This is a genomic window from Pseudomonas sp. TE3911, from assembly GCF_054062775.1.
Genome location: NZ_JBSSFP010000001.1, coordinates 2,489,645 through 2,504,183, shown reverse-complemented (window position 1 = coordinate 2,504,183; position 14,539 = coordinate 2,489,645). Strand labels below are relative to the sequence as shown.

Below are 14,539 nucleotides of genomic sequence, written 5' to 3'. Positions count from 1 at the left end.
TGGGTGCGGGCTATGCGGCGCATGAGGTCTTGCCCTGACGCGCTTTGGGATAGTCGATGCCGTGGGCGGCGATGATGCGCTCGAATGCCTTGCTGCCGATTGCCAGCTTCCCGCAGCACTGGCGCCGGCTGATGCCAAGCTCCATAAATGCCCTGATCCGCTCGGCGAACTTCGCATCCCGCTCCTTATCAACCGCGTTGTGCACCAGATTGCGCGCACCGCCTCGGGTTGGCGCCTTGAACGTGATGTCGTACTGCGCGGCGTGGTTGTAAATCAGCCGCCGACTTACACCCAACGCTGCAGCGACTTCGGTCTGGGTGTGCGTGACGCCGAGCTGGCGTATCTGCTCTACCAGCTTGAGGCGCGCCTGGGTGCGGATGTCGTCCTTGTCGAGGGGCAGGTGATCCGCTTCAACCCACCGCCGAACGAACGGCTTCGGCGCAGGTGGCATCTGGTTGCTGTAGGTGATGGGTTTTGGCTTGTAGCCAGTGGGCGGCGCGACTTCGATCTCACCGCCAGATGCCACAAACTCAGCCATCTGCGCGGCCAGTTCATCGTGCGCCGGGAGCAGCCGTTCCACTTCGTTACGGAGGATGCTGATCATGCTGCCGCCTTGCCGAGTGTCACCCCGGCCATGCTGAAGGTTGAACCCTGCGCTGCGACCATTGCGTCGAGCGCATCCCAGTTGACCAGAAGCAGCGTAATCGGCGCCTGACCATCTGCTACGGCCTTCACCAGTGCCTCGAAGTCCGTCACGCTGGCCTGAAGCGCTACCTGCTCGACCGCTTGGGTAGTTACGGGCTTTGCGACCTGGGTCACGGGTGCTGAAGTCTGAACCGGGGCGGTGCGGACAGGCTCCGGTGTCGCGACCTTATCCACGACTGGCTCTGGCTTAATAGCTGCCAGGCGCTGGGCTTCTTGCTCTTCGGCGATACGCTTCGCTTCGGCCTTTTGTTGCTCCGCCTTCTGGTGTTCGGAGATTCGGAATTTGATCAGCGTCACCAGGTCATCGTTGGCCTTGGTTACCAGCTGCTGCACATCGCTAAACAGGAAGGCGTGATCAACAGCGAGCTCCGCCAGACTGGTCAGGTTCAAGCGAATGCTATCCGCCGCCTGACTCGCGTCGATCTTTGCCCGGGCCAGTTCGGTATCAACTGCGTCCTGAAGGCTGGCGATGGTGCGCTTGTTCTTCATGGCGCCGGCGAAGTCGACGTGCACATTAGGCAGCGCCACCTGGCCCAAGGTCCTGTTGATCCCGGCGATGTGTTCTATAAGTGCCAGCTCGGCCTTTTGCTTGATCGCGGTCTTCACTAGCAGCTCTTGAGCCTTCACCAGCTTGTCGACCTTCAGGCGGGTCTCGCGGGCATGGGCGCTGATGCGATCCAGCGACGAAAACAGCTCGTCGATGCTTTGGGTCTGCGACAGGGCCTGTTTCTTGGCGACCGACACGGCCTCTTCGACATCACCGCACCACTTGACCGCCTTCTTTGCATCGGCGAAGTCCTGGTCGGTGGAGAGCGTGGTTTTCACCGAGTCGATGACAGCCAGCGCCGAGTCTTCGAACACCTTCAGGTTGCTTGCGGTGACCATCCCGGTCAGCTCGATGCGCAGCGCTGGCAGCTCGTCCGGGGCTTTGCCGACTACGATTGAAGGAGCGTCGGCCATTTCGAAGTTGGCCAGGTCCGCCTCGAACTGTTTCCAGCCTTCGATCAACTGGGCCGCACGGCCGGCGACGGGCCGGTACTCCATGTGTACGAAGTTCTCCGCGGTGCCGTCCGAGCAAACAAAGATCACTCGCTCAGCGCCGCTAATTAGCAGTTGCTGTTCAAGCTGCCAGTAATAGTGCGGGGCCAGCTCACCAGCCTTCACCTGGGCCACAACCGACTCATTCCAAAGCTTGTGCTCGAACAGGGTCTCGCCGAGCATTGTGGCGCCGTCCATGGAAGCGAGAAGGTTGCCCTTGGTGCCAACGATCGGATACAGCTCTTCGCCGATCAGTGCTTCGGCCAGCGGGCGAGCCATGGCTTCGGTTGCGTGGCCTTTGTCGAAGATGAACTGCTGAGATGGCGTGACATCGGGCGTGATGCCGGCCTTCTTGGCGACCAGCAGGTCGGTGCGGGATTGATACTTCGAAGTGCCCATCATTGCTGGGGCTTCGGAGGCGGTGCGGAACTGGGCGCGGAGGGCAAGCCACTCGGCGGAGCCTTGAGCTACGTTGTGAATTTTCATGCTGCGTCTCCATCGAGGGCTTTGAGGTTGGTGATTTTTTCAATCTGCGGCGGGCTCAGCGTGTACTTGCTGCTGATGGTCGCAATGAGGTGTTCAGGGCTGGTTCGGTTCGAGTCGATAAGTGGCTGCCACTTCTCGATGTTCTCGGTCAGCAGGTCGTCGGAATAGGCGGGTAGCGCTTCTGGCTCAGGATGGGCGTGCTGCCGAGGGCTGACCTCGCGCGAAGGCTCTTCGAATGCCTTGCCTTCCATCTCGTCGGCCGTTGGCGCCGACCCGACTTCGGGGAAGGCTTTGCGTAGGGCCTGTGCTTCGGCGCACTTTGCGAGCTGCGCAAATGCTCGACGCTTCCACATAGCGTTGGGCGCCGAGGTGTCCTTGCTCGATGTCGCGTAGTTTTCAAGCCAGCGCTCGTTGGCCGTGTATTCGGCAACCAAACCGTTGCTCATTTGCCGCTTGACCGTCACACGACACCACTCGGGGTAGGTGACTTCTACGCCGCTCAGTTTTGCCGTTACTGGAGGGCCATATTCAGGCTCGCTGATTCCGGCGTACTGGCCGGTGCGTGCCGCTTGAATGCGGTATAGGCCGATGCCAGGCATCACCGTGTCCTGCATCTTTTTTGTCTTCGAGTTCCAGATCGGGACGATGTGCACCGGCTTCAACATTGGGTCCAGGTGCGCGGCCTGGCAGTAAGCCAACACCATCACTACAGAGTTCTTTTCGGCGCCGGGGTAGAGGCTGCTGCTCAGTACTTCAACGAGCGCGGCCTCCGACATCGCAGGAGTGTTGTCGTCCTGCTTGATTACTGCGGACATGGGGAATCCTTGCCGCGATGCTCGCAGCGATTGAAGGTGTTGGTTATTGAGTGATTCGATCAGCGAGGGCGCTGAGCAACATCAGGAAGGTGAATAGGGCGAGGGCAGGGAAAGCGCCACGCCAGATGAGAATGCGCGTGGTGCGCTGGTGGGGAGTCAAGGCCGAACTCTCACTGCGATGCGACCGCCCTTCATTGTCGGCGCCAGCCGCTGCGGAAGATTCCTTACCAGGTCTTCACGCTTGCGGCCGATCAGTTCATTGAAAGGAATGCCAAAGCCCAGGATGGCGATTCGACTCTCGATTTCGTTGAGTTGTTCTTCGATTAGCGATTGGACTGGTGCAGTAGTCATGACCTTCTCCTTGCGTGTGTATCGCTGGCGCTGTCGTGCTCGTGAACGGTTTTTTCGACGAGTGACGTGTCTAGATCAATGGTTCTGTGAGTAGTGGGGGTTGCCACCTCGATCCTCGGCGTCTACCCTGAAAATGTATGAATTGTTACGAATAATTTCGGTAGTGACCGTTTTCGGGTCACGCTACTTCAGGACGAGGAACGAAAAATGTTTTCACACGAAGGTCCCGCATTAGAGCTGTTGCTGTTCGTTATTGGCTTGTCTGGCCTGCTTTTGGTCGTGTGGTTTATTCACCACCAATACGAACGTTTAACTGGGAAAAACGTAAGAAAACAACAAAGTCGTAACGAAGGGCGCTCGACGTAATCTAACGGCCTATCTAACCAGCCGAGCCAGCCTCTTCCGACTGGCTCTCAGTAGCCACGCACTGTAATGATGAAACTCTTCAGCATTGATGGTGCCTTCGGTGAAGTGGCGAACGATCAATCCCTCTACCTGCGACTCGGCGAGGGGCGCTGCGTCCGAAGGGTCAAGGGCAAGCAACGCAGCCGTTATATCTACATGCGCGCTCATAGGTCCGCATCCACGTCGTCTTCTGCCTCTTCCCGCTCTGCTGCAACCGCGTCGACGGCGTATGGCTTGAGCATCTCTATGGCGATCCGCTCGGCGGCTTCGATAGGGCGGGGCTGACCGATCAAATCGGCAGCGTGCCCGCGTGAATCCGACTGACTGCCAAGGATCGAGGAAAGGAACAGTCGAGCGAACGAATCACGCTCGTCCAGACCGTCGATTTGGCGCTGATTCAGGTGGCCTTGAAGATACGTGCAGTAACGATCAAACGTCACCACTTGCGGCTGGCCGTGGCGGCGCTTCCACTTGATGTCCATGCCGCACACCAGCTGTTCCGCCGAATGCTCCAGCCACTCCTGTTCCGGATTCGCGTCGCTGACATCTGGAGGCAACTGAGCGTCGAATCGCTCTTGGCATAATTTCAATACTGCGCTCATGGTCGCCTCCGAGGCGGCTGCGTGGGTTAGTCGGTGTAAGCGACGTATTTGAAGTGGCCGTCTTTGAATCCCGGCATAAATAGGCCTGTCGGGCACCTGACCGGTAAGGTTGTTGGTAGTGGGTGGGGAGGTGTCTATGCGGGGGATAACTGGAAAATCGTCAATCAATAGCGCTATGATAAATTTCAGTTTTTTTTCAGGGAGATCAATGATGTTTTTAAAGCGAATTTCTGCAGCGCTTCTGCTATTGAGCGTTTCTTCGGTCGCAAGTACCTTGGCAAGCGCAGCAGAGGACGACACCGAAAACGCCGTCAATTTGCTGGCCATTGAAAGCCTTTGCGTCAAGGCCAATCCAGATTCGAATAGCAGCGTTGAGAACGCTTTAAATAGCGATCCGGAGACGACCGAGTCGCTTAGAGCAGAAGTTCGCCGAGTCAAATCTGATCCAGCTTCCAAAGCAAAAATCCAATCGTTGGCGTTCAATATGAGCAACTCTGTCGTCGTATCTAAGCTTCCAGATATGTGCTCGTACTACCTCCCCAAGAAGTGAGAACGCATACCTTATGCTAGGTGTCTCGCACCTGCGGGGTTGGCGTCCGACATCGTTAGAAGGCTCTCATCGCACAGTCAGCCTAAGCTGACCGCAACCGGAGCCGGGTGCCGCCCACCGTTACCGGCGCTTGCTGGCATCGAACTCGACCCAGAGCGCATTGACGATTGGCGTCCTCCATTGCTTGGGGTTAGGCGGTGGCTTTGGCTGCGATTAGCCGCTTGGCCTCAATCTCTTCGTCGAATGACAGAAGGTGAGGCGCTACTAGGTAAAGGTTGAGCAATCGTTCGCTTTCATCCGTTGACCATGTCTGGTCGGCTAAGCGTTTTTCGTCGTACTTGGCATAAGCCAAAAGAGCCGATTCGATAACTCCACTCATGGTTCTGCGCTGGATGCGACCCATCACGTCGAGCATGTACTTAACGCGGGGGCTGATTCGAACGCCGATTTGGGCGCTCCTGGTTTTTACGCCAACCTTCTTGGCCATGACTCTCTCCGTTCGTTGGTTCACCTGTATTCGTCAACACTCATGCCTCCCGCTGGTTGCCGATGGGCGCGGGGTGAGTGCTGACGGGTAGAGGTGAGGAGGGGTATAAGTAGGGAAGTTCGAAATAAGGAGTTTTCTATGTCCCTGGTGGATCTTGATTTGACCTCGAAGGCCTTGCCTCAAGCTTGGAAGTCCACCGTTCTAGGACGGGTAGGCGGCTCCAATATCAAAGTCCTGCGCATGGATGAAATGTCCGTTGAGGCAGAGGTGCATGACTACACCGAGGGCTTGCTAGTCATCTCCGGACAGTTATTGCTGGGAGTCGATGGTGAGTGCGTGCGCGTGGGAGAGGGACAAATTTATCTGGCTGAAGCTGGTGTTCCGCATGCAGTTTTGTCTGGAAGCTACGGGACACTTGTCATCATTGATGTTTGAAAGGCCGCAGGTGCCGGAACTGGCCGGCACGCAGCTGACCAGACAGTTAACGAAAGGCTGTCGTGGCTGTTTCTGTTAAGCGGTCAGCCTAGGACATTCCGCCCGGCGCACCATCCGAGCCTGAGCCATCCGTCTTTCCGGCGCCCGGCGATCACGACGCAGCGAGTCGTCACTGATCGTTGAGTGCATGGCGATCAGCGCCGCCAGTACAAAGCACACCGGCGTGATAATCTGGCGCTTCATGGCCTCGGCCACCAAGGCCGTGCGTTTCGTCACGCCCAGCTTGAACATCGCATTGGTCAGGCGCTTCTTCACGGTGCCTGCCTCTATGCCTGCCTCTCGGGCGATCTCTTTCGAAGTGAAGCCCTGGGCAATCCAAAGCAGAAACTGAAGCTCTCGCGGCGCCAGGCCACGTCCGAGATGACCCTTCCATGCGCCGTTGATGATTGTTGCTTCCATCGTCGTTACCCTCGGTTGGTTTCCCGTTAGGCCCTGTTGCCAAGGACTATCGGTGAAACCCCCGACCTCGCTACTGGCGTCAGGCCGGGGTCGAATCGAACTACCGAGAAATCCTCGTTAGTTCCAAATTGTTCTTCCAGCCGCGGGCCTTTCGGCTTGTTCCCCCGCTGGATAACTGTTCTTGGCGCTTTACGCTGCACGCCCGGGTCAGTTGCCAACCCTCTGAACCGTTGAGGCCGGTTCATCGCTGCCTTTGAATCTGGGCCGGTGGTGATCCGGCAAAGGGGTGTCGCTAAAGAGCGGTAGGCTTTGAGGCCCTTCGCAGTCCCTCGTAAGTTGCTGCGATGGAGTAAATATAGGCAATCCCATATTTATCGTCAATGGGTATTCCCATATTATTATTGGGGGCGATGAAAAGCCCGCTCAACGGCGGGCTGTTTTAAGAGTCGCAGTACTCGCGCCAGCCGATCCTGACGGCGCCGTCATCTAGGTGCTCAATTCTTATTCCGGCGGTATCGCCAATGTCTTGGATGACCTGGTGCCAGGCTTCAGGGCTTTCATCGTCGCGCCTGGAGACCTCGACCAACTGAATCCGCTGTACCCGGGGAGAGGCGATCAACCCTTGCAGGCGGCGGCCAACAAGCTCGTAGGAATTTCTCGGTTTTGGTGCGGGGTAGGGTTCCTGGTTCATGTGTAGCTCCTTGCAAACACTGTATGCATACACAGTATTGGTGCTGTCATGTATTGGCAAGAGGGCAGCAAGAAGTTTAATGCATAAATGCATATTTTATGATGGGTGCTTTCCGGCAGGAATGAAAAAGCCCGCTGTGGGCGGGCTTCAAGCGAATACGGTGAGCGGCGGCTACCCCGCCAAGTCCAAATCACCACGATGAGCGATATGCACCTTATTGCCATCTGGATCACGTAGGTACGCACCGTAGTAACCGTCACCATAGTGGGGACGTTGGCCAGGTTCACCTTCATCAGATCCGCCCGCAAGAAGCCCAGCTGCATAGGCGCTGTCTACCGCATTTGAAGAGGGTGCGGTGAAAGCCACCATGCTGCCATTTCCTGTTCCGGCTTCATTGCGGTCATAAGGGCTATACACATAAAAGCGAGGGAGGACGCTATTTGGCTTAATCCAGCATGCCGAAGGTGGCCCGCCATCAGGCGTTACAGGCCTACGACAGAGCCCCAGGGGGATCAGCACCGCGTCATAGAAGGTAGAGGCCTTATCAAGATCGTTTGTCCCAACGGTTACGTGACTGAACATCCTGTATTCCTACTTACGAAGGCGAGGCGTTATCGTGTCATTTTGACGGTGGGCGTGTATAGCCGTCGTTGGGTAAGTTGGGGAGGGCGAGTTTCGGCCCTCCAAATCTCAGACAAAGAAAAGCCCGCGATGGGGGGTAGCGGGCTTAAAGGGTTTCACTAGGAGCTGGGATAACCATAGGCGCCCTAGTGTGAAAAGTTCGTGAATGCTCGTGCTCAGTACGAAGTGGCGATTGCCTGTGCCAACTGCCGATCGGTCATTAGAGGCGGCAGGTATGTCGTGCGATAAAAGCGAACTGCCTGTTCAAATTGGGCTCCGCGAATCTGACCTTCTGACCCAATGAATGCGAGCGCGTCAGCCTTAGCAGGCTTGAAGTTGTTCGATGCAAGCATGGTAAGCCCGGTGGTTCCCGCAACGGTGTAGGTTGGAGCCATTAGCACTGATAGCATCGAGTTATTATAGGAGTCATCGGACCCCTCTGAAGCATGAGCATTGATCGATACCATAAGGGCTGCAGCTACAATCTTCCATGAGTCCATTCTTCGATGCTTCCATTGCGATCTGAGTGCGCCACCATAGCAGAGCAGAGCGCTCGCCAGATACAAGAAGCCCGGCGCTGGGCCGGGCTTCGATGTAGGAGCGTCAGGGACTAACGATGCTTGTTCTTGTGTTTATGTTTGTTGTTGCCTCTGTGCTTCTTACCATCCGATCGATGACCGCTCTCATCATCCGCCAGGTTGTTTCCTAGCGCGCCACCCGCCGCGCCGCCGAGACCTGCACCGATAGTCGAACCAGTTGTGCCGCCGAGGCGATTACCAATGAGAGAGCCGCCAGCCGAGCCGATACCGCCACCTAATGCTGCTTCAGCTCTGTTGCCTCTTTGCGCGCCGACAGCACTACCGGCAGCACCACCTACGCCTGCGCCTACCGCTGCGCCGGTAGACCCACCGAGCTGTTGACCTACGATGTTGCCAAGTGCACCACCAACGCCGCCTCCAAGAGCGGCTGTGCCATCTCCGGCAGCTAGTGCTCCTTGCGAAATGAGGGCACCCAAAAATAGCGCGGGTAGTGTGATTTTCATTTTGTGAACCTCTATGGGTTGTCAGCAGGCGCTCACGGTTAAAGCACGCCTAGCATTAAGACTAGTGCAAAAGTTTGAAGTTCTTTGCGGGAGGTGCCTGCAGGTGAATGGTTGTAACAAGATATGCCGTGATGGATTCGTCTGCGGAGGTAGGCTTTAGCGGGCACTAGGAATTCAGATGACCATAGGAGGCCCAGTGTGAATGGGCAGATACAAGAAGCCCGGCGCTGGGCCGGGCATTATCGATGCGGTTACAAACTAATCTGAATATCTTGGTTGATCACAGCGCTTTCAATGTCTGTGGCTAGTGCTCGTACGGCTGAGTCATAGACGGAGTCATTTTTGTCAGCTGATCTCAACGTAAGCACAAACGAAACTTTCTGAGGCGGAAGCTCTGAATGGTGATTTATATCAAACTGATACAGATCCCTTGCGAAAATTCTAGCGTTGAGTCTCATTGTTGTACCAGATATAGCAGTACCTGTATGGGGTTTGAAATGGTTTCTGACGGGACTCCATTTAGCGAGATCAGATCTGGCGCTTGCTTCTTTTTCCTTGTGTTCTTTCATCGGGCCCGCAAGGTTGATTATTCCCCCCTTTTCGGATGTTGCTTGAAGGGCAGTTTGAACTCTTGATGAAAAGTAATTTTCGCCGACCATGTCGGAAACTAGAGGCTCCAAAACAGCTGTTAGGACCACTGTCCCAATGAATTTGCCGTTTTTGATAAACTCCGGGGGGATTGGGATATCATTCCAGTAATACCAGTTGCCAGGTTTTAGCTCAGAAGACCAAGCCATGGTGATATCCCCCGGGGGGCAGTGCCAAGGAAGTTTATCTTCCTCCCAGGGGGTACCCCAGCCTAGGCCGTTACTATGCGATGATAACTCCGCCCTGTTAATAAGAAGCGCCCTAACTAAGTCGGGAGTAGCATTTTTTATATTGGCAAAAGTATGTGCTGCAAGTGATGATACGAGTGGGGCGCTAAAACTAGTGCCGATTTCGTTGCTCCCGCCTAGTACTCTAAGTTCGGAGTACCATGCCAAATCTGGTTTCTTCATACCCGCAGGCGCGGGGCCCTTGAGGCTGTGCAAGCACTTTTCTCCTGGCTTTTTTGTAAGGGCGTTAAATTGCCTTCCACCAATTGACAACGCTGCTTCACAGTCAGCCGGCGGACACAGAATGCCAGTAACAGGGTTATGATCGTGGTTTCCAGCAGAAATAACTGGAAGAATATTGTGCTTTCTAGCCAGCTTGCTCAGTTTATGTCCCAGTAAACTGACCTCTTCGTTTGAAGCTAACGATGCAACAGTATTAAACGATAAGTTCCATACCTTGGAGTGTCCTGCGGTTTTTTGGGCTACGTCTTCAAGATATCTTAAAAGCTGGTTGTGGCTTGGTGTTTTTGGGACGCTGTTTTTGCATATAACTTGGGCTGAGATATAAGTGCAGTCAAGCTTCGGCAGCGCTCGCTGATTGTTCCAAGCGTGAGCGTGGCATACTAAAGATGCAACTTTATTTCCGTGAGTCAAGTTTGCGTGACTATTGCTTACAAGCGGAACCAAGCTAATTTTTTCAAGGTGAAGATAGCTTTGCGCATTTACTCCGCCATCGATAATTACAACCGTTGGAGAGTCTGCTGGTACTTTTTTCGGTGAAGGCTCTGGCCCCGTGCCAGGATTATGAGAAACCTTGATCTGTGGAGCAGGTTCGATTCGATAAACTGCCCCTGATGAGACTAGCTTTTGAAATGCATTCTTAGAGGAAAACTGTAAGGAAAATGCGGCATGTCCTCTCTCCATATAAGTCTCGAAGAGCTCATCGACCGCATTGTAAGTCATGATGTCAGCGCTAGGTGGGCTATCATACTCCGGATGCCCAAAAATATATTTTTCATCTACTAGCATTTTTTTTATTTTTAAAGCTAGAGCTTTACGAGCTGATAAACTCTTAAAAGGTTTTAGCCATATGTTTGCGGATCCTGCTTGGTTAACCTCTGACCATAATTCTTCAGGGCTGAAGCCTCTAAAGGTTTCTAGCTCATCAAAAATATCAATCTTTGAAATTCTAGATATGTCTACTTGATCTTTAATGTTTTTTGAGTTTTCTATGTGTTTGCGTAAGTCTTTTAATTTTTCTCGACTTATTTCGATGATAAAACCTTTGTATCCTGGAGCGATAAGTCTACAACCAGTTCTTGAATCGAATAAATCGGTCGGGGTCCAGGTAGGAGATAATGCATCGTTATCCATTTTCGCTATAAGATGTGTAACTCCCGAAAAAGTTACATTATTCAAGTCGCGTGAATCTATGCTTTGTACTTGGCTCGAAAGTCTATCTCTCTTCTCCTGCAAGCTTTCTTTTTTAATCCCGTCGGCGTTTTTTCCACCGCCAGTAACCCCTTTTGGAATAGGTTTTCTGAGGTAGGTTAGAATTGGGTTAATAGTCGGCTGTGCAGGCATCTAGCTAGTCCTTTAGATACGTAGATAAAGTTTGGCGACTAACTTTTACTAAAGTTAGTATCTCTGTTTGGTTAAGGTGGTAAGTCCTGTGCAGTAAATTGCATATTGCTTTCTTGTCATTCGCATCAGCTTCAATCTGAGGCTGGAGAACATCTTTGGCAACTTGGTGAAGGTCGATTGTCGCATCATAAATTACGGCGTGCCTGCGAGCGGCTAAAGAGATCGATTCTATATCCGCTCCGCTGAGTTTTGAAGAGATCTTTGCAAGAGCGGTTACCGCACAGGACTCTCCATCATCACTAAAAAGGAAGTAGCTCCATAGGTGTTTTCGAAGATCCTCATCAGGCGTGTTGAAATTCATTCTATAAGGAAAGCGACGCCAGATAGCTCTATCTAACAGCTCGGGGTGATTGGTGGCAGCAATAACGACAGCCCGATCGTCAAGCGAGTCAATAGACTGGATAAGCGTATTGACGACTCGCTTTAGTTCACCAAGCTCATGATTATCATTTCTGAGTTTCGCAATAGCATCAAACTCATCCAAAAATATTATGCCGTTCTTCTGAGGTATAAAATCGAATACGCTGCGAATGTTTTTTGCTGTGTCTCCCAACAAAGAGGACATAAGTGAATCTAGGCGGACTACATATAAAGGCATGGATAAAGCTGCGGCGATGTGGCCAGCCACTAAGGTCTTTCCTGTTCCGGGAGGCCCCGCCATGAGTAGATTCATTCGCCCTGACAAACCATGTTTTGCCAGCAGGTCATATTTCTTAGCGCTCGCAATGAACGAATCGAACGTGTGTTTCAGTGCGCCATCAAGAAATATTGGTGATGTAGGCCAAGGTAGCTCCTCAACAAGCGCACCCCTAGATTTCGGGTCGACAGGTAGTGATTCCGAATAACCTGCAGCGCGAAGCGGAACGCCGTTGCGCCGGGTTGCAAGCTTTATACGCTTACTCACTTCCGGTGAGGCTGTCATGCAGTCTTTTGCGATCTTATTACAGACCTGTCTAACGGCCGTGTAATCGGCGTTAAGAGCTCCCTCTATCAGGCCCAAAAGATCATGTTCTGCAACAGCTAAATGTTGTGACATTTGACAAGAAACCTTAAAATTTGAGTCAAATGTCTAATTTTTTCTGATTTTCGTCAAGGATAATTCGATTTTTGTAACGTGATTGAGCGCTGGTCATGCTGTTGTCTTCCGCACAATCCTTCCCGCCCTCACCTCATCCGCGCGCACCGTAGAAGTGATTCAGCGCTATCAGCTCAACCACAGCCACGATGGCACAGAGCACAACGAAGCCAGGGCTGAAGACTCGCTTGCGATTAGATGAACCATCACCCAGCCAGAACGCGCCGGTGCAGAGGGTAAAAACGGCCATGAACGCCACCCAGGCCCAGATCCAAAACTTGCTCCAGAAGCGCTGCTCTCGCCATGCAGTCATTTGCGCTGTTCCGCAGCCCGACTTATCCGGCCGTCCTTCACCTCGTCAGCGTAACCCACCAACCTGTCCGCTTCTTCGTAGAGCGTACCCACCAGCCCGATTAGGGCAATGGCGTCGGCATCGCTGAGTCGGCTGGCCAACCTGCCCAGGTCGACACAGGACTGCTCAAGGTTGGAGGCTATCGCCTTTAGGTCACTACGGAGCTGCTGATTGGGTTTGGTGAGGGACATGACAAATCCTGAGGCGTCTAGCGCCCGAGCAACTGTGATCGCGAAGGGCAGTTTATCTTGAACCTTCGAATGGACAGGGCTTCGTTCCTGGCGTCTTTCTCATGCTGATATTTCATTGAGAATGTGCCGTCTTGATAGCTCTTAGCCATGGCGCTGTTGTTTCTATCGATCTCGCCGTAAATGCGAACGCACTCAGCGGATTTTGCTTCGTCAGTAGGTGGTAGCGGTGCGTTTTCGACATCAAGCACATATTGAGACTTTTGATAGGCGCATCCAGCCAATATGGATAGCGAAAGAAGTGCGATAATTTTTTTCATAAAACCTCCATGTCATTTTCTGTGATTCTGTTGCCCTATAGCTTTCTAACATTCCATACGAGCAGAACGCGCTCCTGAATACGTGTCTCGTTACGCATCACGCAAAATCCTTCCCGCCTTCACCTCATCCGCGCACGCCGTAAAAGTGATTCAGCAGTATCAACTCAACCACCGCCACGATGGTGCAGAGCACAACGAAGCCAGCACTGAAAACCCGCTTGCGGTTGGATGAGCTGCCGTCCGGCCAACTGCCAGCTTCGGTTGTGAAAACCACCATGAGCGCCAGCAGAGTATAGGTCCACACCTTGCTCCAAAAGCTCTGCTCTCGCCATGAGGTCGAAGGTTTTCCAAGAGCGGATCGCATCAATAAAACTTCTGCAGCGCCTGCACAACTACGCCTACGATCCGGCAATTCTCGTCGACTGCCTCGATTGGGTAGCTCGGGTTCAGCGGCTTCAGGAACAGTCGGCCGCCGTCGCTGACCAGCTTCTTGAATGTGGCTTCGTTGCTGTCCGGCAGCTTGGCCACGACCAGCTTACCCGGTGCAACTTCAGCCTCAGTGTCCACAAGGATCAGCGTGCCCTCGGTAATGCTCTGGCCGGCGGGCGCTGTCATTGAGTCACCTTTGACTGTCAGCCAGAACGCAGGGCCTTTGGAGTCGTACTCCGAAAACTCGTAGGTGTCCGAGATTCCAGTCGGATAGGGCTCCACGGCTTCCGCCCAGGCGCCGGCGGCAACCCAGCTGACTACCGGGTACCGGAATGACTTTGTTGGATGGGCGGCGGGGGAGATGTTCGACTGACCAGAACTGGATGGGGACCCAGGCACCAGCATTGGTCCGATCTCGTCGGAAAGCCATTTAGCGCTCACTCCGCAGGCGTCAGCTATCTTCACGACGTGAGCGGTGGCTTTTGATTTTCCACGCTCAAGGTCAGAGATAGAGGTCTGTGTGATTCCTGCTCTTACAGCCAATTCGCCCTGATTGAGCTTGGCATGTCGGCGTGCAGTCTTTAAACGGTCTTTGAATTCCATCCGGCGAGTATTACGGGTGCTCCCATATCCTTGCAAATCGGCATTCCCATAAACTAGTATATGGGCATTCCCGTATGGAGGGGCAGCATGAACACTATTTATAAGGACCTCGTTGCCTTCTTCGGCACCCAGGAGATCACCGCCGAAAAGCTCAAGGTTGATCAAAGTACCGTTTCCGGCTGGGTTCGTGAAAAACACGGCATGTCTCCAGTGGTTGCCAAGCGAGCTGAGGCGTTGACTGGAGGTGCTTTCAAAAAAGAATCCCTGTGCCCGTCGTTTCCGTGGGCCGAGATGGCTGCCTAAGCGAGATCCCTATCCGCCAATCCATGTAGCCAGTATCGGCCCGGCCGGTCTGCAACGTAAGAA

General features: G+C 53.7%; 20 protein-coding genes. 2 read left to right on the top strand and 18 right to left on the bottom strand.

Annotated elements, in window-relative coordinates:
- Nucleotides 1-10 precede the first annotated feature (10 nt).
- The 6 genes from ACVWXD_RS11450 to ACVWXD_RS11425 all read right to left on the bottom strand — a co-directional run bounded on the left by ACVWXD_RS11450 (nt 11) and on the right by ACVWXD_RS11425 (nt 5,439).
- Nucleotides 11-604: a hypothetical protein gene (locus tag ACVWXD_RS11450; protein WP_457371033.1), complete on the bottom strand. Its 594-nt coding sequence runs from the start codon at nt 602-604 to the stop codon at nt 11-13.
- Nucleotides 601-2,229: a YqaJ viral recombinase family protein gene (locus ACVWXD_RS11445; protein ID WP_457371032.1), complete on the bottom strand. Its 1,629-nt coding sequence runs from the start codon at nt 2,227-2,229 to the stop codon at nt 601-603. Before ACVWXD_RS11445 ends, ACVWXD_RS11450 begins: the two co-directional genes overlap by 4 nt.
- On the bottom strand, nt 2,226-3,032 hold the full coding sequence (bet, locus tag ACVWXD_RS11440) for a phage recombination protein Bet (RefSeq protein WP_457371586.1): 807 nt from the start codon (nt 3,030-3,032) through the stop codon (nt 2,226-2,228). The genes ACVWXD_RS11445 and bet overlap by 4 nt, the downstream gene beginning before the upstream one ends.
- A gap of 168 nt (nt 3,033-3,200) precedes the next feature.
- Nucleotides 3,201-3,395 (bottom strand): hypothetical protein, encoded by a 195-nt coding sequence (locus ACVWXD_RS11435; protein WP_095184965.1) that lies wholly within the window; start codon nt 3,393-3,395, stop codon nt 3,201-3,203.
- 569 nt (nt 3,396-3,964) lie between these two features.
- Entirely contained in the window at nt 3,965-4,885 is a 921-nt protein-coding gene (locus ACVWXD_RS11430; RefSeq protein WP_457371031.1) for a hypothetical protein, read from the bottom strand.
- A 257-nt stretch (nt 4,886-5,142) separates the two neighbouring features.
- On the bottom strand, nt 5,143-5,439 hold the full coding sequence (locus ACVWXD_RS11425; protein ID WP_095184961.1) for a hypothetical protein: 297 nt from the start codon (nt 5,437-5,439) through the stop codon (nt 5,143-5,145).
- Nucleotides 5,440-5,577: 138 nt separating this feature from the next.
- Between ACVWXD_RS11425 and ACVWXD_RS11420 the strand changes: the two genes are divergently transcribed.
- Nucleotides 5,578-5,874, top strand: coding sequence for a cupin domain-containing protein (locus ACVWXD_RS11420; protein WP_095184960.1), 297 nt, complete (start codon nt 5,578-5,580; stop codon nt 5,872-5,874).
- A 75-nt stretch (nt 5,875-5,949) separates the two neighbouring features.
- Here ACVWXD_RS11420 and ACVWXD_RS11415 read toward each other — a convergent pair whose 3' ends face one another.
- The 12 genes from ACVWXD_RS11415 to ACVWXD_RS11360 form a co-directional block, all read right to left on the bottom strand.
- Nucleotides 5,950-6,333, bottom strand: coding sequence for a response regulator transcription factor (locus tag ACVWXD_RS11415; RefSeq protein WP_099601549.1), 384 nt, complete (start codon nt 6,331-6,333; stop codon nt 5,950-5,952).
- Nucleotides 6,334-6,772: 439 nt separating this feature from the next.
- The gene (locus tag ACVWXD_RS11410; protein WP_099601550.1) at nt 6,773-7,024 is read right to left on the bottom strand and encodes a DUF1654 domain-containing protein; all 252 of its coding nucleotides are present in this window, start codon (nt 7,022-7,024) and stop codon (nt 6,773-6,775) included.
- 171 nt (nt 7,025-7,195) lie between these two features.
- Nucleotides 7,196-7,606, bottom strand: coding sequence for a VOC family protein (locus ACVWXD_RS11405; RefSeq protein WP_099601551.1), 411 nt, complete (start codon nt 7,604-7,606; stop codon nt 7,196-7,198).
- A 215-nt stretch (nt 7,607-7,821) separates the two neighbouring features.
- Entirely contained in the window at nt 7,822-8,040 is a 219-nt protein-coding gene (locus ACVWXD_RS11400; RefSeq protein ID WP_401379801.1) for a DUF2388 domain-containing protein, read from the bottom strand.
- A gap of 215 nt (nt 8,041-8,255) precedes the next feature.
- Nucleotides 8,256-8,687: a hypothetical protein gene (locus tag ACVWXD_RS11395; protein WP_081797892.1), complete on the bottom strand. Its 432-nt coding sequence runs from the start codon at nt 8,685-8,687 to the stop codon at nt 8,256-8,258.
- Nucleotides 8,688-8,938: 251 nt separating this feature from the next.
- On the bottom strand, nt 8,939-11,146 hold the full coding sequence (locus ACVWXD_RS11390) for a S8 family peptidase (RefSeq protein ID WP_457371030.1): 2,208 nt from the start codon (nt 11,144-11,146) through the stop codon (nt 8,939-8,941).
- Between the two features lie 4 nt (nt 11,147-11,150).
- Nucleotides 11,151-12,242: an AAA family ATPase gene (locus tag ACVWXD_RS11385; RefSeq protein WP_457371029.1), complete on the bottom strand. Its 1,092-nt coding sequence runs from the start codon at nt 12,240-12,242 to the stop codon at nt 11,151-11,153.
- A gap of 133 nt (nt 12,243-12,375) precedes the next feature.
- Nucleotides 12,376-12,594, bottom strand: a complete 219-nt coding sequence (locus ACVWXD_RS11380) for a hypothetical protein (protein ID WP_457371028.1) — start codon at nt 12,592-12,594, stop codon at nt 12,376-12,378.
- Nucleotides 12,591-12,824 (bottom strand): hypothetical protein, encoded by a 234-nt coding sequence (locus tag ACVWXD_RS11375; protein ID WP_457371027.1) that lies wholly within the window; start codon nt 12,822-12,824, stop codon nt 12,591-12,593. The genes ACVWXD_RS11380 and ACVWXD_RS11375 overlap by 4 nt, the downstream gene beginning before the upstream one ends.
- Before the next feature lie 17 nt (nt 12,825-12,841).
- On the bottom strand, nt 12,842-13,141 hold the full coding sequence (locus ACVWXD_RS11370; protein WP_457371026.1) for a hypothetical protein: 300 nt from the start codon (nt 13,139-13,141) through the stop codon (nt 12,842-12,844).
- Between the two features lie 124 nt (nt 13,142-13,265).
- Nucleotides 13,266-13,505 (bottom strand): hypothetical protein, encoded by a 240-nt coding sequence (locus tag ACVWXD_RS11365; protein ID WP_457371025.1) that lies wholly within the window; start codon nt 13,503-13,505, stop codon nt 13,266-13,268.
- Nucleotides 13,505-14,173, bottom strand: a complete 669-nt coding sequence (locus ACVWXD_RS11360) for a LexA family protein (RefSeq protein ID WP_457371024.1) — start codon at nt 14,171-14,173, stop codon at nt 13,505-13,507. Before ACVWXD_RS11360 ends, ACVWXD_RS11365 begins: the two co-directional genes overlap by 1 nt.
- A gap of 87 nt (nt 14,174-14,260) precedes the next feature.
- Here ACVWXD_RS11360 and ACVWXD_RS11355 point away from each other — a divergent pair, with 87 nt between their 5' ends.
- A complete protein-coding gene (locus ACVWXD_RS11355; protein ID WP_099601558.1) occupies nt 14,261-14,476 on the top strand; it encodes a helix-turn-helix domain-containing protein in 216 nt (71 codons plus the stop codon).
- Nucleotides 14,477-14,539: the final 63 nt, after the last annotated feature.